The sequence below is a fragment of the Klebsiella sp. YJ genome (assembly GCF_002108615.1).
Lineage (GTDB): Bacteria > Pseudomonadota > Gammaproteobacteria > Enterobacterales > Enterobacteriaceae > Klebsiella > Klebsiella planticola.
On record NZ_MTEG01000032.1, the window covers coordinates 1 to 26,371 of the forward strand.

At 53.4% G+C, this 26,371-nt stretch carries 25 protein-coding genes and 1 pseudogene; 17 read left to right on the forward strand and 9 right to left on the reverse strand.

Annotated elements, in window-relative coordinates:
* Window positions 1-190 (reverse strand): annotated as a pseudogene (locus BV390_RS31315) (hypothetical protein); the annotation flags it as partial.
* A gap of 58 nt (window positions 191-248) precedes the next feature.
* Here BV390_RS31315 and BV390_RS25620 point away from each other — a divergent pair.
* Both BV390_RS25620 and mdtD read left to right on the forward strand, forming a co-directional pair.
* Window positions 249-950, forward strand: coding sequence for a FadR/GntR family transcriptional regulator (locus BV390_RS25620; protein WP_032690145.1), 702 nt, complete (start codon window positions 249-251; stop codon window positions 948-950).
* 12 nt (window positions 951-962) lie between these two features.
* Entirely contained in the window at window positions 963-2,360 is a 1,398-nt protein-coding gene (gene mdtD, locus BV390_RS25625; protein ID WP_032690146.1) for a multidrug transporter subunit MdtD, read from the forward strand.
* Here the strand turns inward: mdtD and rbsR are convergent.
* The 7 genes from rbsR to kup form a co-directional block, all read right to left on the reverse strand.
* Window positions 2,357-3,340: a ribose operon transcriptional repressor RbsR gene (rbsR, locus tag BV390_RS25630; RefSeq protein ID WP_032690147.1), complete on the reverse strand. Its 984-nt coding sequence runs from the start codon at window positions 3,338-3,340 to the stop codon at window positions 2,357-2,359. The genes mdtD and rbsR overlap by 4 nt on opposite strands.
* 12 nt (window positions 3,341-3,352) lie before the next feature.
* Entirely contained in the window at window positions 3,353-4,285 is a 933-nt protein-coding gene (rbsK, locus tag BV390_RS25635; RefSeq protein WP_162180056.1) for a ribokinase, read from the reverse strand.
* 99 nt (window positions 4,286-4,384) lie between these two features.
* The gene (gene rbsB / locus BV390_RS25640; protein WP_004869247.1) at window positions 4,385-5,275 is read right to left on the reverse strand and encodes a ribose ABC transporter substrate-binding protein RbsB; all 891 of its coding nucleotides are present in this window, start codon (window positions 5,273-5,275) and stop codon (window positions 4,385-4,387) included.
* Between the two features lie 27 nt (window positions 5,276-5,302).
* The gene (gene rbsC, locus BV390_RS25645; protein WP_004869245.1) at window positions 5,303-6,268 is read right to left on the reverse strand and encodes a ribose ABC transporter permease; all 966 of its coding nucleotides are present in this window, start codon (window positions 6,266-6,268) and stop codon (window positions 5,303-5,305) included.
* A 5-nt stretch (window positions 6,269-6,273) separates the two neighbouring features.
* Window positions 6,274-7,779, reverse strand: a complete 1,506-nt coding sequence (gene rbsA / locus BV390_RS25650) for a ribose ABC transporter ATP-binding protein RbsA (protein WP_032690149.1) — start codon at window positions 7,777-7,779, stop codon at window positions 6,274-6,276.
* 10 nt (window positions 7,780-7,789) lie between these two features.
* A complete protein-coding gene (gene rbsD / locus BV390_RS25655) occupies window positions 7,790-8,209 on the reverse strand; it encodes a D-ribose pyranase (protein ID WP_032690150.1) in 420 nt (139 codons plus the stop codon).
* Window positions 8,210-8,394: 185 nt separating this feature from the next.
* Window positions 8,395-10,263 (reverse strand): low affinity potassium transporter Kup, encoded by a 1,869-nt coding sequence (gene kup, locus BV390_RS25660; protein WP_004869240.1) that lies wholly within the window; start codon window positions 10,261-10,263, stop codon window positions 8,395-8,397.
* 217 nt (window positions 10,264-10,480) lie between these two features.
* Between kup and ravA the strand changes: the two genes are divergently transcribed.
* Window positions 10,481-11,980 (forward strand): ATPase RavA, encoded by a 1,500-nt coding sequence (ravA, locus tag BV390_RS25665; protein ID WP_032690151.1) that lies wholly within the window; start codon window positions 10,481-10,483, stop codon window positions 11,978-11,980.
* Window positions 11,977-13,425, forward strand: a complete 1,449-nt coding sequence (gene viaA, locus BV390_RS25670) for an ATPase RavA stimulator ViaA (protein WP_032690152.1) — start codon at window positions 11,977-11,979, stop codon at window positions 13,423-13,425. Before ravA ends, viaA begins: the two co-directional genes overlap by 4 nt.
* Before the next feature lie 17 nt (window positions 13,426-13,442).
* Here the strand turns inward: viaA and asnA are convergent, their stop codons facing one another.
* Window positions 13,443-14,435 carry an aspartate--ammonia ligase gene (asnA, locus tag BV390_RS25675; protein WP_085397467.1) on the reverse strand — a complete coding sequence of 331 codons (993 nt, stop codon included), beginning with the start codon at window positions 14,433-14,435 and terminating at the stop codon, window positions 13,443-13,445.
* Between the two features lie 153 nt (window positions 14,436-14,588).
* Here asnA and asnC point away from each other — a divergent pair, with 153 nt between their 5' ends.
* From asnC to BV390_RS25740, 13 genes are all read left to right on the forward strand, one after another.
* On the forward strand, window positions 14,589-15,047 hold the full coding sequence (asnC, locus tag BV390_RS25680; protein ID WP_004869233.1) for a transcriptional regulator AsnC: 459 nt from the start codon (window positions 14,589-14,591) through the stop codon (window positions 15,045-15,047).
* A gap of 91 nt (window positions 15,048-15,138) precedes the next feature.
* Window positions 15,139-15,579 (forward strand): FMN-binding protein MioC, encoded by a 441-nt coding sequence (mioC, locus tag BV390_RS25685; RefSeq protein WP_004869231.1) that lies wholly within the window; start codon window positions 15,139-15,141, stop codon window positions 15,577-15,579.
* A gap of 381 nt (window positions 15,580-15,960) precedes the next feature.
* Window positions 15,961-17,850, forward strand: a complete 1,890-nt coding sequence (mnmG, locus tag BV390_RS25690; protein WP_032697069.1) for a tRNA uridine-5-carboxymethylaminomethyl(34) synthesis enzyme MnmG — start codon at window positions 15,961-15,963, stop codon at window positions 17,848-17,850.
* Window positions 17,851-17,964: 114 nt separating this feature from the next.
* Window positions 17,965-18,588: a 16S rRNA (guanine(527)-N(7))-methyltransferase RsmG gene (gene rsmG / locus BV390_RS25695; RefSeq protein WP_085397468.1), complete on the forward strand. Its 624-nt coding sequence runs from the start codon at window positions 17,965-17,967 to the stop codon at window positions 18,586-18,588.
* A 614-nt stretch (window positions 18,589-19,202) separates the two neighbouring features.
* The gene (gene atpI / locus BV390_RS25700) at window positions 19,203-19,583 is read left to right on the forward strand and encodes a F0F1 ATP synthase subunit I (protein WP_004869225.1); all 381 of its coding nucleotides are present in this window, start codon (window positions 19,203-19,205) and stop codon (window positions 19,581-19,583) included.
* Between the two features lie 8 nt (window positions 19,584-19,591).
* Entirely contained in the window at window positions 19,592-20,407 is an 816-nt protein-coding gene (gene atpB, locus BV390_RS25705) for a F0F1 ATP synthase subunit A (RefSeq protein ID WP_004869223.1), read from the forward strand.
* A gap of 47 nt (window positions 20,408-20,454) precedes the next feature.
* The gene (gene atpE, locus BV390_RS25710; protein ID WP_000429386.1) at window positions 20,455-20,694 is read left to right on the forward strand and encodes a F0F1 ATP synthase subunit C; all 240 of its coding nucleotides are present in this window, start codon (window positions 20,455-20,457) and stop codon (window positions 20,692-20,694) included.
* Between the two features lie 54 nt (window positions 20,695-20,748).
* A complete protein-coding gene (atpF, locus tag BV390_RS25715; RefSeq protein ID WP_004869221.1) occupies window positions 20,749-21,219 on the forward strand; it encodes a F0F1 ATP synthase subunit B in 471 nt (156 codons plus the stop codon).
* Window positions 21,220-21,233: 14 nt separating this feature from the next.
* Entirely contained in the window at window positions 21,234-21,767 is a 534-nt protein-coding gene (atpH, locus tag BV390_RS25720; RefSeq protein ID WP_004869220.1) for a F0F1 ATP synthase subunit delta, read from the forward strand.
* 12 nt (window positions 21,768-21,779) lie between these two features.
* Entirely contained in the window at window positions 21,780-23,321 is a 1,542-nt protein-coding gene (gene atpA, locus BV390_RS25725; protein ID WP_004869219.1) for a F0F1 ATP synthase subunit alpha, read from the forward strand.
* Window positions 23,322-23,371: 50 nt separating this feature from the next.
* Window positions 23,372-24,235, forward strand: coding sequence for a F0F1 ATP synthase subunit gamma (gene atpG / locus BV390_RS25730; protein WP_004869218.1), 864 nt, complete (start codon window positions 23,372-23,374; stop codon window positions 24,233-24,235).
* A 26-nt stretch (window positions 24,236-24,261) separates the two neighbouring features.
* Window positions 24,262-25,644 (forward strand): F0F1 ATP synthase subunit beta, encoded by a 1,383-nt coding sequence (atpD, locus tag BV390_RS25735; protein WP_004869217.1) that lies wholly within the window; start codon window positions 24,262-24,264, stop codon window positions 25,642-25,644.
* 20 nt (window positions 25,645-25,664) lie between these two features.
* The gene (locus BV390_RS25740) at window positions 25,665-26,084 is read left to right on the forward strand and encodes a F0F1 ATP synthase subunit epsilon (RefSeq protein WP_004869216.1); all 420 of its coding nucleotides are present in this window, start codon (window positions 25,665-25,667) and stop codon (window positions 26,082-26,084) included.
* Window positions 26,085-26,371: the final 287 nt, after the last annotated feature.

Sequence of the window (26,371 nt, forward strand, 5' to 3'; positions counted from 1 at the left end):
GTTGGCGTTCATCTCTGAACCCCGCTGACCCGGCGGCTTGCGTGCCGTTGTTCCGTGTCAGTGGAGGCGCATTATAGGGAGTTCTGAGACGTTGACAAGCCCTGTTTAAAAAAAACTTTTCAACCGTCTCTTTTTTCACCAAACCAGCTCGTAACGTGGCAAAAAACCAGCGTTTTGCTGTTTTAACCAACGAAATAGTCCACCAGATGGCATACTGATACAGATAAAAAGAGAAAGGAACGGCATATATGTCTTTAAGCGCACAGCAACTGGCGGCACAAAAGAACATCTCCTGGGTATTAGCAGAGAAACTGGCTCAAAAAATCCTGACCGGCGAATACCCGCCGGAAAGTATTCTTCCAGGCGAAATGGAATTGGGCGAACAGTTTGGCGTGAGTCGCACCGCGGTACGCGAAGCGGTTAAGACGCTTACCGCCAAAGGGATGCTGTTGCCGCGCCCGCGTATCGGTACCCGAGTCATGCCACGCAGTAGCTGGAACTTCCTCGACAAGGAGCTGCTCTCATGGTGGTTAACGGAAGATAACTTTGAAGAGGTGGTGAGCCATTTCCTGGTTATGCGCAGCAGCCTTGAGCCTCAGGCCTGTTTTCTGGCGGCCACCTTTGGCAACGCAGAACAAAAGGCCCAGCTCAATACCTTAATGGAAGAGATGGGCCAGTTAAAAAAACGCTTTCTGCGCGAACGCTGGATAGAAGTCGATATGGCCTGGCATGAGCACATCTATGAAATGAGCGGAAATCCGTTCCTGATCGCTTTCGCTTCTCTGTTTCATTCGGTCTACCACACCTACTTCACTTCGATTACTCAGAACGAAGTGGTAAAGCTGGATCTCCACCAGGCCATTGTCGACGCTATCCAGGATAGCGATGGCCCGCGAGCGCTTAACGCCTGCCAGACGTTATTGAACGCACCAAACCATTCAGGCAAGTAACAAGGGTTCCGCATGAGCGAAAAAAAAGGGCGCAGTATGGCCGGACTGCCGTGGATTGCAGCCATGGCTTTTTTTATGCAGGCGCTGGATGCCACGATTCTCAACACCGCCCTTCCCGCCATTGCGCATAGCCTAAACCGTTCACCGCTGGCCATGCAGTCTGCCATTATCAGCTACACATTAACGGTCGCTATGCTTATCCCGGTCAGCGGCTGGTTAGCTGACCGCTTCGGCACCCGTAAGGTGTTTATCATTGCCGTCGGCCTGTTTACGCTCGGTTCACTGGCCTGCGCCCTCTCTAGTTCATTAATGGAGCTGGTTATCTTTCGCGTAATTCAGGGGATAGGCGGCGCCATGATGATGCCGGTGGCGCGTCTGGCATTATTAAGAGCCTACCCGCGCAGCGAACTGCTCCCCGTACTGAACTTCGTCACTATGCCCGGACTTGTTGGCCCGATTCTTGGGCCGGTGCTCGGCGGCGTGCTGGTCACCTGGGCCAGCTGGCACTGGATTTTCCTCATTAATATTCCTATCGGCATTATCGGGATACTGTACGCGCGCAAATATATGCCGGATTTCACCACGCCGCGCCGCCGTTTCGATACCAGCGGTTTTCTGTTGTTTGGATTGAGCCTGGTACTGTTTTCCAGCGGCATCGAACTGTTTGGCGAGAAAATCGTCGCAACCTGGATAGCTCTTTCGGTCATTGCCCTTAGCGTTATACTGCTGCTGGCCTATATCCGCCACGCGCGTCGCCACCCGACTCCGCTGATCTCGCTTTCTTTATTTAAGACGCGCACCTTTTCGGTCGGTATTGCCGGTAATCTGGCCACCCGTCTGGGCACCGGCTGTGTGCCGTTTCTGATGCCCTTGATGTTGCAGGTCGGTTTTGGCTATCCAGCGATCGTCGCAGGCTGCATGATCGCTCCCACCGCAATCGGCTCGATTATCGCGAAATCAACCGTGACTCAGATTTTACGCTGGCTCGGCTATCGGAAAACCCTGGTCGGCGTCACCATTTTTATCGGACTGATGATTGCCCAGTTCTCCTTCCAGTCTCCGGCAATGCCTGTCTGGATGCTCTTGCTACCGCTGTTTGTGCTGGGGATGGCGATGTCCACCCAGTTCACATCGATGAATACCATCACGCTGGCCGATTTGACCGATGATAACGCCAGCAGCGGCAATAGCCTGCTGGCCGTGACGCAACAGCTATCCATTAGCCTCGGGGTCGCCATTAGTGCCGCAGTGCTACGTTTTTATGAAGGGTTCGACAGCGCCAGTACCGTTGAGCAGTTCCACTACACCTTTATTACGATGGGGGCGATTACCGTGGTTTCGGCGCTGACATTTATGCTGTTAAGAGCGAAAGACGGCCGCAACCTGATTAAAGAGCGGCATAAGCGTTAAACGGAGCCGCGAACGACCAGCTCCGGGGTGAGCTGAACGCGTTGCTGCTTCTGACCCGGATCGGCCATGCGATGAATCAGCACGTCGATGGCCAGTTCGCCCAGTTCATCTTTCGGCTGATGGATGGTAGTCAGTGGCGGCGTCATATAGCGCGCCAGTTCGATATCGTCATACCCCACCAGCGCCATATCCTGCGGAATTCGTAACCCGGCCTGATACAGCGATTGATATGCCCCAACGGCCATCGCGTCGTTGCCGACGAAGACCGCCTGCGGCCGCTCGGGTAAGGCGAGCAGCTTTTGCATGGCGCTAAATCCGCCGCCAAATTCGAAATCACTGGTAATGACATAACCGTCCATCACCGGAAGCCCGGCGCGCGCCATCGCCGCGTGATATCCCTCCAGGCGCAGGCGCGACGGCGTTTTATCCAGCGGCCCTGCAATACAGGCCACGCGGGTATATCCTTTATCAATCAGATACTGGGTTGCCATATCGCCGCCCAGCAGCGAGTTGTCCTGAATCAGATCGCTATCGCCGTCGAACGGCGCCCAGTCCATCATCACCGTAGGGACTGACGGGTAGCGCTGCATAATTTCCGGTGAAGGCTGATGCGTTTCGGTACACAGCAGCAGCAGACCATCGACGCGTTTTTGCATCAGCGTCTCAAGATTGCGGTTCATGCGCTGCTCATCGCCTTCGGTATTACACAGCACCAGACTATAGCCTCGCTCAAAACAGCTGCGCTCCACGCCGCGCACCAGTTCCGAATAAAACGGATTGGTACTGGCGGTGATCAGCATGCCAATGGTCCGGGTCTGGTTTAATTTGAGGCTACGCGCCAGCGCAGACGGCGCATAGTTAAGGTTTTTAATCGCCGCATCAACTTTGGCGGTAATCGCCTCGCTGACGAAGCGATCTTTATTAATGACGTGAGAAACTGTTGAAGTGGAAACGCCCGCCTCGCGGGCTACATCCTTCATGGTAGCCAAACGTTACCCCTGTTGACGTAAAAACTCGTCGATTTCTTCGCGCCATGGTACGGAAGGCTGTGCGCCTTTACGGGTAACGGCAATCGCCGCCGCGGCATGGGCAAAACGGATCGCTTCGTCCAGCGCGATTCCTTCCAGTAAGGCCGTCACAAAGGCGCCATTAAAGGTATCACCAGCGGCAATGGTATCGATGGCCTGAACTTTAAAACCGGGAACCCGACGGCCTTGACCTTCATGGCTGACCCATACGCCCCGGCTGCCAAGCGTAATCATCACGATACCAATGCCTTTGTCATGCAGCACACGGGCCGCGTTAGCCGCATCGTCATCGTTTTCCACGCGGATGCCGGTCAGCTTCTCGGCTTCGGTTTCGTTAGGCGTAATGATATCCACCAGCGCGAGCAGTTCATCTGACAACTCACGCGCCGGTGCCGGGTTAAGCACCACGGTGGTTTGATGCTGATGCGCGATTTTTGCTGCCGCCAGCACGCTTTCCAGCGGTGACTCCAGCTGCATCAGCAGCGCCTGAGCACCCGCAATACGCACTTTTTCCGCCTCAACCTGCTCGACAGAGAGCGCGGCGTTAGCTCCGGCATGAATACCGATGACATTCTCACCTTCGGCGTTAACAAAAATCAGCGCCACGCCGGTCGATTGATCTTTGACCGCCCGCACCGGCGCAACATCGATACCATCGCTCTGGAGCTGGCGACGAACGCGTTCACCGATATCGTCATCGCCGGTACAGGCAATAAACGCAATATCCGCGCCGCTTCGCCCGGCGGCGACGGCCTGGTTAGCCCCTTTACCGCCGAAAGCCACCTGATAATGATGACCGGTGACGGTTTCGCCCGGCGTCGGGAAAGATTCAAGGTTAAGAATGTGATCGGCATTGATGCTGCCAAGGACGACAAGTTTGCCTGCGGTTTTCATTATTTCTGTTCCCGGGAAAGCGCGCCACCGGATTCCGGTGGCGCATGCCCTGCTTTTCTTTTTTATATTGTCCCTCGGACCGTTTCCGACCCGAATCGCATATTACTGCTTAATGACCAGCTTCAGCTCAACCGGATAGCTGGCATCCACTTTCTCACCCTTCAGCACTTTATCAGCAGTTTCGACGCCTTTCACGCCGATCTGCTCTGGCAACTGAGCGATGGTCGCTGCCAGTTTGCCACTATTTACGGCTTTTTCGCCATCCGGAGTACCGTCAAATCCAACCACCATCACATCGGATTTGCCTGCCGTTTGTAATGCACGCAGCGCACCCAGCGCCATTTCATCATTCTGCGCAAATACCGCTTTCACATCAGGATGGGCGGTCAGCAGGTTCTGCATGACGTTCAGACCTTTGGTACGGTCGAAGTCCGCCGGCTGGCTGGCCAGAACATTGAATTTGTGCGCGGCAACGGCCTGCTTAAAGCCCTCACCACGTTCACGAGCCGCGGAAGTCCCTGCAATACCCTGCAGTTCAATCACTTTCGCGCCTTCACCGGCTTTCTTCGCAATGTAGTCGCCGGCCATCTTACCGCCCAGCACGTTATCAGACGCGATATGGCTGACGACGTCGCCTTTCGAAGCCTGACGGTCGAGGGTAATCACCGGGATCTTCGCCTGGTTAGCCATCTTCACGGCGTTACCTACCGCATCAGAATCGGTAGGGTTAATCAGCAGCAGCTTCGCGCCACGGACCGTTAAATCCTGTACGTTCGCCAGCTCTTTCGCCGGGTTGTTCTGCGAATCCAGTACGACAAGGTTGTAGCCCAGTTTGTCCGCTTCTTTCTGCGCCCCCTCTTTCAGGGAAACAAAGAACGGGTTATTCAGGGTAGAGATAACCAGGGCGATAGTATCTTTCGCCATCGCGTTGGCGCTGACGGTTGCACTGAGAGCCACAGCAGAGACCAGGGTCGCCAGTTTTTTCATATTCATAGTTAAGATGTCCTGTAGAGTTCTGAGTTACTGCTTTTTGTTGTCTACCAGCACCGCCAGCAAAATTACCACCGCTTTCACGATCATCTGGTAATAGGAAGAAACGCCTAATAGATTCAAACCGTTGTTCAGGAAGCCAAGGATCAACGCGCCAATCAAGGTACCGACAATACGCCCTTTACCCCCCGCCAGACTGGTGCCGCCGAGCACAACCGCCGCGATAGCATCCAGTTCATAACCGGTACCCGCCGTCGGCTGCGCGGAAGAGAGGCGCGCCACTTCGATAATCCCTGCCAGCGAAGCCAGCAGGCCGCATAACGAATAGACGATGATTTTCACTTTATTGACGCTGATGCCGGATAAGCGGGTCGCCGCCTCGTTACCGCCCAGCGCATAGATATAACGACCCAGCCGCGTATGGTGCAGCATGTACCAGGCCGCCAGAAAGACGATTGCCATAATCCATACCGGCGTCGGAACCCCTAACGGGCGCCCGATACCAAACCAGCCAAACAGGTCGGCGTTATCGGTAAACCCGGTGTTCACCGGACTGCCGTTGGTGTACACCATCGTCACCCCGCGCAGGAGCAGCATCATCACCAGGGTGGCGATAAAGGCCTGAACACGCCCTTTCGCCACAATCACGCCGGTCACCGCGCCAATTGCCGCGCCTAAAGCAAGCGCTGCGGCAATCGCTACCAGCGCATTCACCTCCAGCCCCACAATCGATGCCGCAACCGCACCGGTCAGCGCCAGCAGGGAGCCGACGGACAGGTCGATCCCCGAGGTCAGAATGACCAGCGTCATTCCGACGGCCATAATGGCGTTGACCGACGTCTGCTGCAGGATATTGAAGAGGTTATTAACGGTAAAAAAGTTGGGGCTCATGGTCGAAACAATCGCTATCAGCACCAGCAGGGCAATCAACGACTTTTGCTCCATCAGCCATGCTTTTGTGAAATAGCGGCGACCAGTAACAGCCTGGGTTGTCATCTTTTTTACTCCTGATTCACACGGTTAAGCTTGCCCACAGCGGCAGCCATCAATACTTCCTGGGTGGCCTGCTCGCGTGTGAACTCACCGCCGAGATGCCCTTCATGCATCACCATGATGCGATCGCTCATGCCCAGCACTTCCGGCATCTCCGAAGAGACCAGAATGATGCTCAGACCATCGGCTTTAAACTGGTTGATCAGCTGATAGATCTCTTTCTTCGCACCAACGTCCACGCCGCGGGTCGGTTCATCAAGGATCAGCACCTTCGGCCGCGTCATCAGCCCGCGGGCGATGGCCACTTTTTGCTGGTTACCACCGGAGAGCAGGCCTATTGCCTGTTCCATCGACGGCGTTTTCACATTGAACAGGCGGATAAAATCGCTCACCGCCTGCTGCTCATCTTTGTGCTTCAGGCGGCCACCAGCATGGCTGAAATAGCGCAGCGCCGTTAACGACATGTTTTCTTTCACCGACATACCGAGCACTAAGCCATCACGCTTGCGGTCTTCGGAGATATAGACAATCCCGTTTGCCAGACCATCCTGAGGGGAACGGGTCACCACTTCATGGCCGTCGAGCGTGACGGAACCGCTGGTGCGCGGCAGCGCGCCGTACAGCACCTTCATCAACTCCGTTCGTCCGGCCCCCATCAGCCCGGCGACGCCGAGAATTTCGCCCTGACGGAGGGAAAAGGTCACATTTTCAACGCCCGGTCCGCACAGGTTGTCCACCTTCAGACGAACCGTACCGGGCGCTTTATCCAGGTGCGGATACTGATCTTCCAGCTTGCGGCCAACCATCATTTCGATCAGCAGATCTTCATTCAGACTGGCGACCTCGCGCTCGGCGATAAACTGCCCGTCGCGAAAGACCGTCACATCATCACAAATCTCGAAGATCTCTTTCATACGGTGGGAGATATAAACAATCCCGCGCCCCTGCGCTTTCAGCTCGCGGATGACGCGGAACAGAGATTCCGTTTCGGTATCGGTCAATGCATCCGTTGGCTCATCCATAATGATGACCTTCGACTCAAAGCTCAGCACCTTGGCGATTTCAACCATCTGCTGATCGCCAATCGACAGATCGCCCACCAGCTTCTGGCTGTTAAAGCGTAAATTCAGCTTTGCCAGCAGTTTGTCGGCTTCGGCATACATCGTTTTCCAGTCGATTTTGCCAAACCGGTTGACGAACTCACGACCGAGGAAAATGTTTTCCGCGATCGTCAGTTGTGGGATCAGGTTGAGTTCCTGGTGAATAATGCCGATACCGGCTTCCTGGGAGGATTTCGGTCCATTGAAGGTGACCTCTTTGCCGAGCCACAACAGCGAGCCGGCATCGCGGGTATAGATACCGGTCAGCACCTTCATCATGGTGGATTTGCCGGCACCGTTTTCGCCGACCAGCGCCATCACGCGGCCAGCATAGACATTGAGCGAGGCGCCGGAGAGCGCCTTAACGCCAGGGAACGCTTTATCGATCCCTTTTAATTGCAATAAGGCTTCCATATCGGCGACCTCAGAACGTCACGCCGGCACAGAGAATAACGTTCGCATACGGGGAACACTCCCCGCTGCGAATCACCGCCTGACTATCTGCGGTTTGTTTTTTAAACTGCTCATGACTGGTGTAACGAATTTCAATGGTGTTTCCCTGGTGTTGCTGCAGCAGCTCAAGGTGAGTGAGCAACGTCGCATGGAGCTGCGGATTGTGTGTCTTTATCTCTTCCGCCAGGATCGCCGCCTCAACCTGCATTTCCGCCGTCACCACCTCCAGAACCTGCATAAAGGAGGGAACGCCCTGGGTTAATGCCATATCGATGCGCGTGCTGCTGCGGGGAACCGGTAAACCGGCATCGCAGACCACCAGCGTATCGGTATGACCCAGGCGGGAGATAACCGAAGAAATATCAGCGTTAAGTACGGTGCCTTTTTTCATTTTTCTCTTTTGCTCCATTAGCGAAACGTTTCGCTGTCGCAAGTATTGTCAATACACGCATGAAAAACCATCACCAGAAGAGAGAAATGTGATCGCCATCGAAACGTTTCGCAAACGCCGGGAAGGAAAAGTGAAGCGGGGCAAAAAACCAAAAAAAGCCCTTCACGCGGAAGGGCTTCAGAGCATCAGATTTCGACCTGGGTACCGAGTTCAATCACCCGGTTTGGCGGGATTTCAAACTGATCCGGCGCCCTCAGGGCGTTACGCTGCAGCAGGAGGTACAGTTTTCCACGCAGACGCAAATACCATGGCCGTTTGCCGATAATCAGCGATTCATGCGACATAAAGAACGAGGTTTCCATCATCCGGCAGCTCAGACCTTCCAGCCCGCAGCGGTGGAACACCTCTTCCACGTTTGGCGTTTCGCGCCAGCCGTAGCTGGCCACCACGCGCCAGAACGACGGAGAAATCTGCTCGATCTGCACCCGGCGGACGTTATGCACATAAGGCGCATCTTCAGTACGCAGCGTCAGCAGAATCACGCGTTCATGCAGCACCTTGTTGTGCTTAAGGTTATGCAGCAGGGCAAACGGAATCACGTTCAGCGCACGGGACATATATACGGCAGTCCCCGGTACGCGAACCGGCGGTGATTTCTCGAGGGAAGAGATCATCGCTTCCAGAGAGTTACCGTGTTCATGCATCCGACGCAGCAGGCGGAAACGCTCGCTTTTCCAGGTCGTCATCACGGTGAACATCACCAGACCCAGGGTTAACGGCAGCCAGCCGCCGGAAACAATCTTATCGAGGTTGGCCGAGAACAGCGGAAAATCAATGCTCATAAAGGCGATAAGGAGCAGCGCGACAACGAACTTATTCCAGCGCCAGTTTTTACGTGCGACCGTAGTGAAGAGAATCGTGGTCAATACCATGGTTCCCGTTACCGCGATCCCGTACGCCGCCGCGAGGTTCGAAGAGTGCTCGAAGTTGATAATCACGATGACCACCGAGACATACAGCAGCCAGTTGATGAACGGAATATAGATCTGTCCGGACTCCATTTCCGAGGTATGAATAATCCGCATCGGCGACAGATATCCCAGACGAACCGCCTGGCGAGTCAGCGAGAAGACTCCGGAAATTACCGCCTGCGAGGCGATAACCGTCGCCAGCGCCGCAATGATCAGCATCGGAATCAGCGCCCATTCAGGAGCCAGCAGGAAGAAGGGGTTTTTGATCGCTTCCGGGTGCTGCAACAGCAGCGCTCCCTGCCCAAAGTAGTTCAGCACCAGCGAGGGCAGCACCACCGAAAACCAGGCCAGGCGAATCGGTAGTTTGCCAAAGTGCCCCATATCCGCATACAGCGCTTCGACACCGGTAATGGATAGCACCACCGCGCCCAGCGCAACAAAAGAGACGGTTTTATATTCAAGGAAGAAATGAACCGCCCAGTAAGGGTTTAGCGCCTGCAGCACTTCCGGGTTGGCGATAATGCTGCGCGCGCCCAGCACCGCCAGCAGCAGGAACCAAATCAGCATAATCGGCGCGAACAGCTTGCCGACCATACTGGTCCCGTGCTTCTGGATAGCAAACAGCAGCGTCAACACGATAATGGAGATGGGGACAATCCAGGTATCCAGATTAGGGGCGATAATTTCCAGCCCTTCAATCGCCGACATGACCGAAATCGCTGGCGTAATCACCACTTCACCATAGAAGAAGCTGCCGCCGATCAGGCCAAGAATAACCAGAACCGACGTCATTCGCGCAGACGTATTACGCCCCGCCAGCGACATCAGCGTCAGGATCCCCCCTTCACCGGCGTTATCTGCGCGCATTACGAAGGTGATATATTTGAGTGATACGGTAAAGATCAACAGCCAGAATATTAGCGACAGAAAGCCAAAAACAGCATCACGTTCAACGCCAAACCCAAACTGACCAGACAGACATTCCCGAAGTGTATACAGCGGACTGGTACCGATATCTCCGTATACCACGCCGATAGCCGCCAGCGTTATTGCTGGCAACGATTGCTTATTATCAGTGCTCATAGACTAGTCTTTTCGTTTATAAAACAAATGTGTGCCTAGTCCCTTGGCCCACAAAAAGCGCACAGTATGCACGATTATTTGCTGAATCGTACCCCTAACAAACATCATATTAACCTGGCTCAAAGAAAATAAATCGATTCTTCAGGCTATTACCATCCCTAATCAAACATCTATACTCGAATCAATAACGACACATGAAAAAGCACGCAACTCAATTATGGCTCAATCACATTTACTGGCAGAAAGAATTTCCCGGCTCAGCGCCTCCCTCGAAAAAGGTTTGTTCGAACGCAGTCACGCGATACGACTCTGCCTGCTTGCCGCACTCAGCGGCGAAAGCGTTTTTTTACTCGGTCCGCCGGGCATCGCTAAAAGCCTGATCGCCCGCCGCCTCAAATTCGCCTTTCAGCAAGCCCGCGCTTTTGAATACCTGATGACCCGCTTTTCTACTCCGGAAGAGGTTTTTGGCCCCCTCTCCATCCAGGCGCTGAAGGATGAAGGACGCTACGAGCGCCTGACGACAGGCTATCTTCCGGAAGCCGAAATCGTCTTCCTCGATGAAATCTGGAAAGCTGGCCCGGCTATTCTCAACACCTTACTGACGGCAATCAACGAACGTCAGTTCCGCAACGGGGCGAAAGAAGAAAAAATCCCCATGCGCCTGCTGGTGGCGGCCTCAAACGAATTACCGGAAGCGGACAGCAGCCTTGAAGCGCTGTACGATCGCATGCTCATCCGTTTATGGCTGGATAAGGTCCAGGATAAAACGAACTTCCGCTCGATGCTGATAAGCCAGCAGGATGAAAACAGCAACCCGGTCCCTGCCAGCCTGCAGGTCAGCGACGAAGAGTTCCGGCAGTGGCAGCAGGATATCAGCGCCGTGAAGCTACCGGACAGCGTGTTTGAGCTTATCTTCCAGCTCCGCCAGCAGCTGGATACGTTATCGGGTTCGCCTTATGTCTCGGATCGGCGCTGGAAAAAGGCCATTCGTCTGCTGCAGGCCAGCGCCTTCTTCAGCGGCCGGGATACCATTGCCCCTATCGATCTGATTTTGCTGAAAGATTGCCTGTGGCACGATATCGAAAGCATGAATCTGATGTCACAGCAGCTGGAAACCTTGATGACCAGCCATGCCTGGCAACAGCAGGCAATGCTGACCAAACTGGGCGCCATAACCCAAAGACGCATCCAAATCCAACAGCAGCACAGCGACAAAACCGCGCTGAAGGTCACGCGCCTCGGCGGGATGTTCAGCCGTAAACCGCATTATGAATTACCGTCTGAACTCAAGGATACCACGCTGACCCTGCTGCTCCAGCAGCCGCTTAAGCTGCACGATATGGAAGTTATTCATATAACCTTCGTCCGCGAAGAGCTCTCGCACTGGCTGGAAAAAGGCGGTGAAATCCGCGGCAAGCTTAACGGCATTGGTTTCGCCCAGCAGCTGAATATCGATGTCGATGCCAGCCAGCATCTGGTCGTTCGCGACGTCAGCCTGCAAGGCTCCCGCCTTTCGCTGCCCGGCAGCGAATCGCAAGAAAACATGCCGGCCGAAATCCGCCAGCAGCTGGAAGCGCTGGATGACGAATGGCACCAGCAACATAACCGCTTTAGCGAACAGCAAAAATGTCTGTTTATTCCCGGTGACTGGCTAGGACGTATTGAAGCCAGCCTGCAGGACGTCGGCACGCAGATTAAACAGGCGCGACAGCCATGACGCTGGATATGCTGAATGTCATGCTGGCAGTCAGCGAAGAGGGGATGATCGAAGAGATGCTGCTGGCGCTGCTGGCCTCTCCTCAGCTTGCCGTGTTCTTCGAAAAATTTCCGCGCCTGAAGAATATTATCGCCGCCGATATTCCGCGCTGGCGGGAAGCCGTCAGAGCACGACTCAAAGAGACGCCGATCCCGCCGGAGCTGGATGTTGAAGTCCAGAACTATCAGCGATCGCAGCTGCTCTCCACCTCGCAGTTCATCGTGCAGCTCCCGCAGATCCTTGGCCAGCTGCATCAGCTGCACTCGCCGTTTGCCGCCCAGGCGCAACAGCTGGTGGATGACAATGCGACCTTCACACCCGCACTACATACCCTGTTTTTACAGCGCTGGCGTCTGAGTCTGGTGGTGCAGGCAACCACACTCAACCAGCAGCTGCTGGATGAAGAACGCGATCAGCTGCTGAGTGAAGTCCAGGAGAGGATGACCCTGAGCGGACAGCTGGAACCGGTGCTGGTGGAAAACGATAACGCCGCGGGCCGGCTGTGGGATATGAGCGCAGGCGAGCTGAAGCGCGGCGACTATCAGCTGATCGTTCGCTACGGTGACTTTCTCAGCCAGCAGCCGGAGCTGATGCAGCTGGCTGAGCAGTTAGGCCGCTCGCGGGAAGCCAAATCGGTACCGAAAAAGGATGCGCCGATGGAAGCCTTTCGCAGCCTGGTTCGTGAGCCGGCAACGGTACCGGAACAGGTTGATGGCCTACAACAGAGCGACGATATCCTGCGCCTGCTGCCGCCGGAGCTGGCGACGCTGGGGATCACTGAACTGGAATTCGAGTTCTATCGCAAGCTGGTAGAAAAGCAGCTGCTGACCTATCGGCTACATGGCGACGCCTGGCGGGAAAAAATCACCGAGAGGCCGGTGACCCGACAAGATGTTGACGAACAGCCACGCGGACCTTTTATCGTCTGCGTCGATACTTCCGGCTCGATGGGCGGTTTCAACGAACAGTGCGCCAAGGCGTTTTGCCTGGCATTAATGCGGGTGGCGCTGGCGGACAATCGCCGCTGCTTTATTATGCTTTTCTCCAGTGAGGTCGTGCATTACGAGCTGACGGGCCCACAGGGTCTGGAGCAGGCGATCCGCTTCTTGAGCCAGCGTTTTCGCGGCGGTACGGATTTAGCCAGCTGTTTCCGTTCCATCATTGAGCGAATGCAAAACCCGCAGTGGGTCGATGCCGATGCGGTGGTGATTTCTGATTTTATTGCCCAGCGGCTGCCGGATGAGGTGATCAATAAGGTGGGGGAGCTACAGCGTAAGCATCATCATCGCTTTCATGCGGTAGCGATGTCTGTACATGGCAAACCCGGCATCATGCGCATCTTCGATCATATCTGGCGCTTTGATACCGGGTTACGTAGCCGCCTGCTGCGACGCTGGCGGCGTTAACGGATCTCTCGGGGCGATTAAAGGAGCGAAGCCACGCTCTCACGAACCTGCGCCGGCCATACGCCGCACTGTACCTGGCCGATATGATCCAGCTGCAGCAGCAGCATGGTAAGACGGGATTGGCCAATGCCGCCGCCGATGGTCTGCGGCATTTCACCGCGCAGCAGCGCCTGGTGCCACTCCAGCTTCAGACGATCCTCATCACCGGTGATCGCCAGCTGGCGCTTCATGGCCTCGGCATCCACGCGGATCCCCATAGAGGAGAGCTCGAAAGCGTCTTCCAGCACCGGGTTCCACACCAGAATATCGCCGTTCAGGCCGCTAAAGCCTTCCTCAACCGATGTACTCCAGTCATCATAATCCGGAGCACGAACGTCGTGACGCTGGCCATCAGAAAGCTTACCGCCAATCCCCATCAGGAATACGGCTCCCAGCTCTTTCGCAATCGCCCGCTCGCGGCCTTTAGCATCGAGACCCGGATAACGGCTCAGCAGCGTCTGGCTATGGACAAACTGAATCTGTTCCGGCAGGAACGGCGTCAGGCCAAACTCTTTACATACAGCGGCTTCGGTCGCTTTAATCCCGGCGTAGATAGCCTCTACGGTTGATTTTAATGTGCCGGCATGGCGTTCATCATCACCCATCACGCGTTCCCAGTCCCACTGGTCGACGTAAACAGAGTGGATGGCGGTCAGTCGGTCTTCATCGGGGCGAAGGGCCTTCATGTGCGTGTACAGCCCTTCGCCCGCGCTGAAGTCGTGTTGTCCCAGGGTTTGACGTTTCCACTTCGCCAGTGAATGAACCACTTCGAACTGGGCGTCTGGCAGCGTTTTCACTTTCACCTGAACCGCTTTCTCGCAACCAGACAGGTTGTCCTGAGTCCCGTCTCCTACGCGGCTTAAGATAGGTGCCTGGACTTCAATCAGACCAAGCTTCTCTTCCAGCTGGCGGGAAAAGTGAGACTTAACGAAACTAATCTGGCGTTGTTTTGCGATGTATGCGGTTTTCATTTTTTTATTACTCCTGCGTCCTGTTGATATTGATTAAGCAACAAAAATGGCCACCAATACAATAATCAAACAACAAAAAGCCATGTTCACTTTTGATTCATTAAAATATACGGCTAATATAGAAAGAATCTTCAAACATCATAAGAAAAACCTATGGAAAATTATCAGATCGACAATCTGGACCGCGGCATCCTGGAAGCTTTAATGGCCAATGCCCGTACCGCCTATGCCGAACTGGCCAAACAGTTTGGCGTCAGCCCGGGGACGATTCATGTTCGCGTAGAGAAGATGAAACAGGCAGGGATCATTACCGGCGCCCGTATCGACGTGAACCCCAAACAGCTCGGTTACGACGTCTGCTGCTTTATCGGCATCATTTTGAAAAGCGCCAAAGACTATCCCTCCGCGCTGGCCAAACTCGAAAGTCTCGACGAGGTCACCGAGGCCTACTACACCACCGGGCACTACAGCATCTTTATTAAGGTGATGTGCCGCTCGATCGATGCCCTGCAGCAGGTACTTATCAACAAGATCCAAACAATCGATGAAATTCAGTCCACCGAGACCCTGATCTCCCTGCAGAACCCGATCATGCGGACCATCCGCCCGTGATCGGGCTTTTTTAATCCCACATTTTCCACAGGTAGATCCCAGCTCTCACACAGCGTACAATGTGCCACTCTGAATAATTGAGCAGACGATCATGGCAGACATTACGCTTATCAGCGGCAGTACCCTGGGCAGTGCGGAATATGTAGCGGAGCATCTGGCTGAAAAGCTGGAAGAGGCGGGCTACAGCACCGAAATCCAGCACGGTCCGTTGATCGAGGATCTGCAGGCTGAGGGGATCTGGTTAGTTATCTCCTCTACACATGGTGCAGGTGATATCCCTGATAATCTGCTGCCGTTCTATGAAGCGCTTCAGGAAAAGCAGGCAGACCTGTCCGCCGTTCGTTTTGGCGCCGTGGGCATCGGCAGCCGCGAATACGACACCTTCTGCGGCGCCATCGACAAAATCGACAGCGCATTGAAGGCATGTGGCGCACAACAGATCGGCGAAACGCTGAAGATAAATGTCCTGGAACATGAAATTCCGGAGGATCCGGCTGAGATTTGGGTCGGATCCTGGAAAGATTTGCTCTAAGTTTTGTAAAGATCGTCCGATCTTCTGTGGATAACTACACTTAAAAGCTCTGATCAACCGGTAGTTATCCAACGTATAACCAGTGGCTGCTTTTTGACCTGTGTATAACCCTTCATTTTGATCCCAGCTTATACGGAACAGGATCACCGATCATTCACAGATAGTGATCCTTCTTAAGCATTTGATCTTAAAACGCGGATCTGGCTTATCCACAGAAAGGTTCGATCCTAATAAGAGATCACAATAAAACAGATCTCTAAATAAAAGATCTTCTTTTTAATACTCAAGATCCCGGAGCTTTCTCGATCGACTAAAGTTGAGTAGAATCCACGGCCCGGGCTTCAATCCATTTTCAAACCGCTTTATGCGAGGCATACCACCATGTTTTATCAGGATCCTTTTGACGTCATCATCATTGGCGGGGGTCATGCAGGCACTGAGGCCGCGATGGCCGCAGCGCGAATGGGTCAGCAGACCCTGCTTTTGACACACAATATCGACACGTTGGGGCAGATGAGCTGCAACCCGGCGATTGGCGGCATTGGGAAAGGACACCTGGTAAAAGAAGTGGATGCGCTTGGCGGACTGATGGCGAAAGCGATCGACCAGGCAGGCATTCAGTTTAGGATACTAAACGCCAGCAAAGGACCGGCGGTACGAGCGACACGAGCTCAGGCAGACCGCGTACTCTATCGTCAGGCGGTACGCACTGCGCTGGAAAACCAGCCCAACCTGATGATCTTCCAGCAGGCGGTTGAGGATCTGATTGTTGAAAACGATCGGGTTGTCGGAGCCGTTACCCAGATGGGACTGAAATTCCGCGCCAAAGCGGTGGTCCTGACCGTCGGTACCTTCCTTGATGGCAAGATCCATATCGGACTGGATAACTACAGCGGTGGCCGCGCAGGCGATCCGCCGTCCATCCCGCTTTCTCGCCGCTTACGTGAGCTGCCGCTGCGCGTCAGCCGCCTGAAAACCGGTACGCCGCCGCGTATTGATGCCCGTACCATCGACTTTAGCGTTCTGGCGCCGCAGCATGGTGATAACCCCATGCCGGTCTTCTCGTTCATGGGCAATGTGGCTCAGCATCCGCAGCAGGTACCGTGCTATATCACGTATACCAACGAAAAAACCCACGACGTGATCCGTAATAACCTCGATCGTAGCCCAATGTATGCCGGGGTGATTGAAGGGATCGGCCCGCGTTATTGCCCGTCGATCGAAGATAAAGTGATGCGTTTTGCCGATCGTAACCAGCATCAGATCTTCCTCGAGCCTGAAGGGCTGACATCTAATGAAATTTATCCAAACGGTATCTCCACCAGCCTGCCGTTTGACGTACAAATGCAAATTGTTCGCTCTATGCAAGGCATGGAGAACGCCAGAATCGTTCGTCCAGGCTACGCTATTGAGTACGACTTTTTCGACCCGCGCGATCTGAAGCCGACGTTGGAAAGTAAATATATCCACGGTCTGTTCTTTGCCGGACAAATTAACGGCACCACCGGTTACGAAGAAGCTGCCGCTCAGGGGCTGCTTGCCGGCCTGAACGCCGGTCGTTTCTCTGCGGAAAAAGAGGGTTGGGCGCCGGCGCGTTCAGAAGCCTACCTCGGCGTGCTGGTCGACGATCTGTGTACTCTGGGAACGAAAGAACCGTACCGGATGTTTACTTCACGCGCCGAATATCGTCTGATGCTGCGCGAAGATAACGCCGATCTGCGTCTGACGGAACAGGGACGTGAACTGGGTCTGGTCGATGATGAACGCTGGGCGCGTTTCAATGAGAAGCTGGAAAGCATTGAGCTGGAGCGTCAGCGTCTGAAAACCACCTGGGTTTATCCGGCGGCAGACAGCGCAGAAGAAGTGAATGCTCACCTGACTGCACCACTTTCTCGCGAAGCGAGCGGAGAAGATTTACTCCGTCGTCCGGAAATGACCTATGAGCAGCTGGTTCAGCTGTCACCGTTCGCACCGGGCCTCGAAGATGTGCAGGCCGCAGAACAGGTCGAAATCCAGGTGAAGTACGAAGGGTATATTGCTCGTCAGCAGGAAGAGATCGAAAGACAGCAGCGTAATGAGAATACGATCCTGCCGGCAACGCTTGATTATCGTCAGGTGATCGGGTTGTCGAATGAAGTGATTGCCAAGCTCAACGATCACAAACCGTCTTCAATCGGTCAGGCTTCGCGTATTTCCGGCATCACGCCAGCGGCGATTTCTATTTTGCTGGTCTGGTTGAAAAAGCAGGGGATGCTGCGCCGTAGCGCCTGATTGCCCTGAGAGGCGGAATTTGGCGGATAGCAGACTGCGCCTCCGCCCTTTTGATTCACCGGCCCGGTAAGCGTCATCGCCTCCGGGCTCATTATTTCTGGACAGGTACTGAACGTGCTCAACAAACTTTCTAGTCTGCTGGCTGAAGCCGGTATTTCGCTCACCGATCACCAGAAAAACCAGCTGGTGGCCTATGTTGGAATGCTGGATAAGTGGAACAAAGCCTACAATCTGACTTCCGTTCGCGATCCGAATGAGATGCTGATTCGCCATATCCTCGATAGCATTGTTGTTGCGCCGTATCTGCAGGGAACGCGTTTTATCGACGTCGGAACAGGGCCAGGGCTACCGGGAATCCCGCTGGCGATAGTTCTTCCGCAAGCACATTTCACGCTGCTGGACAGCCTTGGTAAGCGCGTGCGTTTTCTTCGTCAGGTCCAGCATGAGTTAAAACTGGATAATATTGCTCCGGTACAGAGCCGGGTGGAAGATTTCCCCGCTGAGCCGCCGTTCGATGGCGTCATCAGCCGCGCATTTGCCTCTCTGAATGACATGGTCAGCTGGTGTCATCATCTGCCGTCAGAAACCGGCTGCTTCTATGCGTTGAAAGGGGTGGCCCAGGAAGATGAAATGGCAAATCTTCCCAACGGATATACCGTCAGCGAGATCATCAGGCTGCATGTTCCTGAGCTGGAAGGGGAGCGTCACCTGGTGGTTATTAAGCCAAAAATGATTTAGTTTTTATCAAAAAATGTGAAAAAAATGAGACCGTAGCATGTTACAAAAATAAATGTGACTGCGAGCTATTCCCGGAGCATTTTAACCATGTTTTTACTATGGGTTATCTCGAAGTTAACTTTGACGGTTGGTTAACCCATAAAATAGTCAACATTGAAAATATCAGTACGCTAAAAATCGAGCGCCTGACAGAGCATACAGATGTTAAATATTTATTATAAATGTCAATAAAAGGTTTTCATTGTATGCGTGGTTGTTTTATAAAAACTGCTCATTTTTTATCTTTAATATCAAAAAGATGAAAACAGACAATTTATGAACGGAATTAATTCGCATTCCTCTAAAATGTTTAATATGTGATCTGGTGCACGCTTTAATCTCTGTGTTTTCTCAGTATTTGCAGTTTCGTATGACGGCTCACAGATTGGCAAAATGCAGGAAAAGTTGCCAGCTGGAAAATAATTAAACATTTATTCACTATTTTGCTACTTATTGTTTGAAATCACGGGGCGTCACCGTATAATTTGTCCGCTTTTTGATGCTTGACTCTTCGTCTTAAAGGACGTTTTATACGACACGCGACATACCTCGAAGGGAGCAGGAGTAAAAACGTGATGTCTGTGTCGCTCTTGAGTCGAAACGTTGCTCGTAAGCTTCTGTTTATTCAGTTACTGGCAGTAATAGCAAGTGGACTGCTGTTCAGCCTAAAAGACCCCTTCTGGGGCGTCTCCGCTGTATGTGGAGGTTTGGCGGTTGTTTTGCCAAACATGTTGTTTATGATTTTTGCCTGGCGTCATCAGGCGCATACACCATCTAAAGGCCGAGTGGCCTGGACCTTCGCCTTCGGCGAAGCTTTCAAGGTGTTGCTGACCTTTGCCCTCCTCGCGGTGGCGCTGGCTGTATTCAAAGTGGTATTCATGCCGCTGATAGTGACGTGGGTTTTGGTGCTGGTGGTACAAATTCTGGCACCAGCTGTAATTAACAACAAAGGGTAAAAGGCATCATGGCTGCAGAAAATATGACGCCGCAGGAATACATAGGCCACCATCTGAATAACCTTCAGCTGGACCTGCGTACTTTCTCGCTGGTGGATCCGCACAACCCCCCGGCCACCTTCTGGACGCTCAACATTGACTCCATGTTCTTCTCAGTGGTGCTCGGTCTGTTGTTCCTTACCATTTTCCGTAGCGTTGCGAAAAAAGCGACCAGCGGTGTTCCTGGTAAACTCCAGACGGCTATCGAGATGACCATTGGCTTCGTCCATGGCAGCGTCAAAGACATGTATCATGGCAAGAGCAAGCTGATTGCTCCGCTGGCCCTCACCGTGTTTGTCTGGGTATTCCTGATGAACCTGATGGACCTGCTGCCAATCGACCTGATTCCTTACATCGGCGAACACATTTTCGGCCTGCCTGCACTGCGCGTGGTTCCGTCTGCTGACGTGAACATCACCCTGTCGATGGCGCTTGGCGTGTTTATCCTGATTCTTTTCTACAGCATCAAAATGAAAGGCGTGGGTGGGTTCGTTAAAGAACTGACGCTGCAGCCGTTCAATCACTGGGCATTCATTCCTGTCAACTTAATCCTTGAAGGGGTAAGCCTGCTGTCCAAACCGGTTTCACTTGGTCTGCGACTGTTCGGCAACATGTATGCCGGTGAGCTGATTTTCATTCTGATTGCTGGTCTGCTGCCGTGGTGGTCACAGTGGGTTCTGAATGTGCCATGGGCCATTTTCCACATCCTGATTATTACGCTGCAAGCCTTCATCTTCATGGTTCTGACGATCGTCTATCTGTCGATGGCATCTGAAGAGCATTGATTTTTACCAACATACTACGTTTTTACTGAAACAAACTGGAGACTGTCATGGAAAACCTGAATATGGATCTGCTGTACATGGCTGCCGCTGTGATGATGGGTCTGGCGGCGATCGGTGCTGCGATCGGTATCGGCATCCTCGGGGGCAAATTCCTGGAAGGCGCAGCGCGTCAACCGGATCTGATTCCTCTGCTGCGTACTCAGTTCTTTATCGTTATGGGTCTGGTGGATGCTATCCCGATGATCGCTGTAGGTCTGGGTCTGTACGTGATGTTTGCTGTCGCGTAGTAAGTTGTTCGAAAGAAACCTAAGCCACAGAGTTAATTTAAGAGGTATTGTGCTGTGAACATGAACGCAACAATCCTCGGCCAGGCCATCGCGTTTGTTCTTTTCGTATGGTTCTGCATGAAGTACGTATGGCCGCCGTTAATGGCTGCCATCGAAAAACGTCAGAAAGAGATTTCTGACGGTTTGGCTTCTGCAGAACGCGCTAAGAAAGATTTGGACCTTGCACAGGCCAACGCGACCGACCAGCTGAAAAAAGCGAAAGCGGAAGCTCAGGTCATCATCGAGCAAGCGAACAAGCGTCGCTCTCAGATGCTGGACGAAGCTAAAGCTGAAGCAGAACAGGAACGCACCAAAATCGTCGCACAGGCGCAGGCTGAAATCGATGCCGAACGTAAACGTGCTCGCGAGGAGCTGCGTAAGCAGGTCGCAATCCTGGCTGTTGCTGGCGCCGAGAAGATCATCGAACGTTCCGTGGATGAAGCTGCTAACAGCGACATCGTGGACAAACTTGTCGCTGAACTGTAAGGAGGGAGGGGCTGATGTCTGAATTTGTAACGGTAGCTCGCCCCTACGCCAAAGCAGCTTTTGACTTTGCCGTCGAACACAAAAGTGTTGAACGCTGGCAGGATATGCTGGCGTTTGCCGCTGAAGTGACCAAAAACGAACAAATGGCAGAGCTTCTGTCCGGTGCTCTGGCGCCGGAAACGCTCTCTGACGCGTTCATTGCGGTATGCGGTGAGCAACTGGACGAAAATGGCCAGAACCTGATTCGGGTTATGGCTGAAAATGGTCGTCTGCAAGTGCTCCCGGATGTTCTTGAGCAATTCATTCACCTGCGCGCTGCCAGTGAGGCAACCGCAGAGGTCGATGTTATTTCTGCCTCCCAGTTGAGTGAAGCACAGCTTGAGAAGATCGTCGGCGCGATGGAAAAACGTCTGTCACGCAAAGTTAAGCTGAATTGCAAAATCGATAAGTCTGTTATGGCAGGTGTTATCATCCGTGCGGGTGATATGGTCATTGATGGTAGCGTACGCGGCCGTCTTGATCGCCTTGCAGACGTCTTGCAGTCTTAAGGGGACTGGAGCATGCAACTGAATTCCACCGAAATCAGCGAACTGATCAAGCAGCGCATTGCTCAGTTCAATGTGGTGAGCGAAGCTCACAACGAAGGTACTATTGTTTCCGTCAGTGACGGTGTTATCCGCATCCACGGCCTGGCCGATTGTATGCAGGGTGAGATGATTTCCCTGCCGGGTAACCGTTACGCTATCGCACTGAACCTGGAGCGCGACTCCGTAGGTGCAGTAGTAATGGGTCCGTACGCTGACCTCGCCGAAGGCATGAAGGTTAAATGTACTGGCCGTATCCTTGAAGTTCCGGTTGGCCGTGGCCTGCTGGGTCGCGTGGTGAACACCCTGGGTGCACCTATCGACGGTAAAGGTCCGGTTGAGCACGATGGCTTCTCGCCAATCGAAGTTATCGCTCCGGGCGTTATCGAACGTCAGTCCGTCGATCAGCCGGTACAGACCGGTTACAAATCCGTCGATGCCATGATTCCAATCGGCCGTGGCCAGCGTGAGCTGATCATCGGTGACCGTCAGACCGGTAAAACCGCGATGGCAATCGATGCGATCATCAACCAACGTGATTCCGGCATCAAGTGCGTGTACGTAGCTATTGGCCAGAAAGCGTCCACCATTTCTAACGTGGTACGTAAACTGGAAGAGCACGGCGCGCTGTCCAACACAATCGTTGTCGTGGCGACCGCTTCTGAATCTGCTGCACTGCAATACCTGGCGCCGTATGCCGGTTGCGCAATGGGCGAATACTTCCGTGACCGCGGTGAAGATGCGCTGATCGTTTACGATGACCTGTCTAAACAGGCCGTTGCTTACCGTCAGGTTTCCCTGCTGCTCCGTCGTCCGCCAGGACGTGAAGCATTCCCGGGCGACGTGTTCTACCTCCACTCCCGTCTGCTGGAGCGCGCATCCCGCGTTAACGCGGAATACGTTGAGAAATTCACCAAAGGTGAAGTCAAAGGTAAAACCGGCTCCCTGACCGCACTGCCGATTATCGAAACCCAGGCGGGTGACGTTTCTGCGTTCGTTCCGACCAACGTAATTTCCATTACCGATGGTCAGATCTTCCTGGAAACCAACCTGTTTAACTCTGGTATTCGTCCTGCGGTTAACCCGGGTATCTCCGTATCCCGTGTTGGTGGTGCTGCTCAGACCAAGATCATCAAGAAACTGTCCGGTGGTATCCGTACCGCGCTGGCACAGTATCGTGAACTGGCTGCGTTCTCTCAGTTCGCATCCGATCTGGATGAAGCAACCCGTAAACAGCTGAGCCATGGTCAGAAAGTAACCGAGCTGCTGAAACAGAAACAGTATGCACCGATGTCTGTAGCACAGCAGGGTCTGGTCCTGTTTGCTGCTGAACGCGGTTACCTCGAAGATGTGGAACTGGCGAAAATCGGTAGCTTCGAAGCCGCTCTGCTGGCTTACGTTGACCGTGACCACGCTCCGCTGATGCAAGAGATTAACCAGACCGGTGGCTATAACGACGAGATCGAAGGCAAGCTGAAAAGCATCCTCGACTCCTTTAAAGCAACCCAGTCCTGGTAAAGTCTGGCGGCTTGCCTTAGGGCAGGCCGCAAGGCATTGAGGAGAAGTTCATGGCCGGCGCAAAAGAGATACGTAGTAAGATCGCAAGCGTCCAGAACACGCAAAAGATCACTAAAGCGATGGAAATGGTCGCCGCTTCCAAAATGCGTAAATCGCAGGAGCGCATGGCGGCCAGCCGTCCTTATGCAGATACCATGCGCAAAGTGATTGGTCACCTTGCAAACGGTAATCTGGAATATAAGCACCCGTACCTGGAAGAACGCGACGTTAAACGCGTGGGCTACCTGGTGGTGTCGACCGACCGTGGTCTGTGCGGCGGCTTGAACATTAACCTGTTCAAGAAAGTGCTGGCAGATATGAAAGTATGGTCCGATAAAGGCGTTCAGTGCGACATCGCAATGATCGGCTCTAAAGGCGTATCTTTCTTTAGTTCCGTCGGTGGCAATATTGTCGCCCAGGTGACTGGCATGGGAGATAACCCATCGCTGTCCGAACTGATCGGCCCGGTAAAAGTGATGTTGCAGGCCTATGATGAAGGCCGTCTGGACAAGCTGTACGTTGTCAGCAACAAATTTATTAATACCATGTCCCAGACTCCGACCATCACTCAGCTGCTGCCGTTACCGGCATCAGAAGATGCTGAGCTGAAGCGTAAATCCTGGGATTATCTGTATGAGCCAGACCCGAAAGCGCTGCTGGATACCCTCCTGCGTCGTTATGTCGAGTCCCAGGTTTATCAGGGCGTGGTAGAAAACCTGGCCAGCGAGCAGGCCGCACGTATGGTGGCGATGAAAGCCGCAACCGATAATGGCGGCAGCCTGATTAAAGAGCTGCAGTTGGTATACAACAAAGCTCGTCAGGCCAGCATTACTCAGGAACTCACCGAGATCGTCGGTGGTGCATCCGCGGTATAACCAGGTTAATTCGTAGAGGATTCAAGATGGCTACTGGAAAAATTGTCCAGGTAATCGGCGCCGTGGTTGACGTCGAATTCCCTCAGGATGCCGTACCGCGCGTGTACGATGCTCTTGAGGTACAGAATGGTAATGAGAGCCTGGTGCTGGAAGTTCAGCAGCAGCTCGGCGGTGGTATCGTACGTGCTATCGCCATGGGTTCTTCTGACGGTCTGCGTCGTGGTCTGGAAGTTAAAGACCTTGAGCACCCGATCGAAGTCCCGGTTGGTAAAGCAACGCTGGGTCGTATCATGAACGTGCTGGGTCAGCCGATCGATATGAAAGGCGACATCGGCGAAGAAGAGCGTTGGGCTATTCACCGCGCAGCTCCGTCTTATGAAGAGCTGTCCAGTTCTCAGGAACTGCTGGAAACCGGCATCAAAGTTATCGACCTGATGTGTCCGTTCGCTAAGGGCGGTAAAGTAGGTCTGTTCGGTGGTGCGGGCGTAGGTAAAACCGTAAACATGATGGAGCTGATCCGTAACATCGCGATCGAGCACTCCGGTTACTCCGTGTTTGCGGGCGTCGGTGAACGTACTCGTGAGGGTAACGACTTCTACCACGAAATGACCGACTCCAACGTTCTGGATAAAGTATCCCTGGTTTATGGCCAGATGAACGAGCCGCCGGGAAACCGTCTGCGCGTTGCTCTGACCGGCCTGACCATGGCTGAGAAATTCCGTGACGAAGGTCGTGACGTTCTGCTGTTCGTCGATAACATCTATCGTTATACCCTGGCCGGTACTGAAGTATCCGCACTGCTGGGTCGTATGCCTTCAGCGGTAGGTTATCAGCCGACCCTGGCGGAAGAGATGGGTGTTCTGCAGGAACGTATCACCTCCACCAAAACCGGTTCTATCACTTCCGTACAGGCCGTATACGTCCCTGCGGATGACTTGACTGACCCGTCACCAGCCACCACCTTTGCTCACCTTGATGCAACCGTGGTACTGAGCCGTCAGATTGCGTCTCTGGGTATCTACCCGGCCGTTGACCCGCTGGACTCCACCAGCCGTCAGCTGGATCCGCTGGTTGTGGGTCAGGAACACTATGACACCGCACGTGGCGTACAGTCCCTGCTGCAACGTTATCAGGAACTGAAAGACATCATCGCCATCCTCGGTATGGATGAACTGTCTGAAGAAGACAAACTGGTGGTAGCTCGCGCACGTAAGATTCAGCGCTTCCTGTCCCAGCCGTTCTTCGTGGCAGAAGTATTTACCGGTTCTCCGGGCAAGTACGTCTCCCTGAAAGACACCATCCGTGGCTTTAAAGGCATCATGGAAGGCGAATACGATCACCTGCCAGAGCAGGCGTTCTACATGGTCGGTTCTATCGACGAAGCCGTGGAAAAAGCCAAAAAACTTTAACGCCTTAATCGGAGGGTGATATGGCAATGACTTACCACCTGGACGTCGTCAGCGCGGAGCAACAAATGTTCTCCGGTCTGGTCGAGAAAATCCAGGTAACGGGTAGTGAAGGTGAACTGGGTATTTACCCGGGTCACGCACCGCTGCTCACCGCCATTAAGCCTGGTATGATTCGCATCGTTAAACAGCACGGTCATGAAGAGTTTATCTATCTGTCCGGCGGCATTCTTGAAGTGCAGCCTGGTAGCGTGACCGTTCTGGCTGATACGGCAATTCGTGGCCAGGATCTCGACGAAGCGCGAGCCCTGGAATCGAAGCGTAAAGCGGAAGAGCACATTAACAGCTCTCACGGCGACGTGGATTACGCTCAGGCGTCCGCGGAACTGGCCAAAGCGATCGCCAAACTGCGCGTTATCGAGTTGACCAAAAAAGCGATGTAACACCGGCTTGAAAGTTAAAAAGCCAGTCTGGTTTCCAGGCTGGCTTTTTTTATGGCTTCGTTTCATATTTATCAAAACTAAAATGGCATTTTAATTTTTTGTGACGAGCATCTCATTTCTGTTGATCGGTTAAAAAATGAAGCGTAGACTTGTTTTTGTGATGTGAGTCACAAAACAAATCTACCAGAACACATTCTTTATCCAGGAAGTCATCATGAAACTGCTTAACAAAATCATCGCTTTCTTCAGTGCTATGAACGTCACTTTCGGTACCTTCAATCACTAAG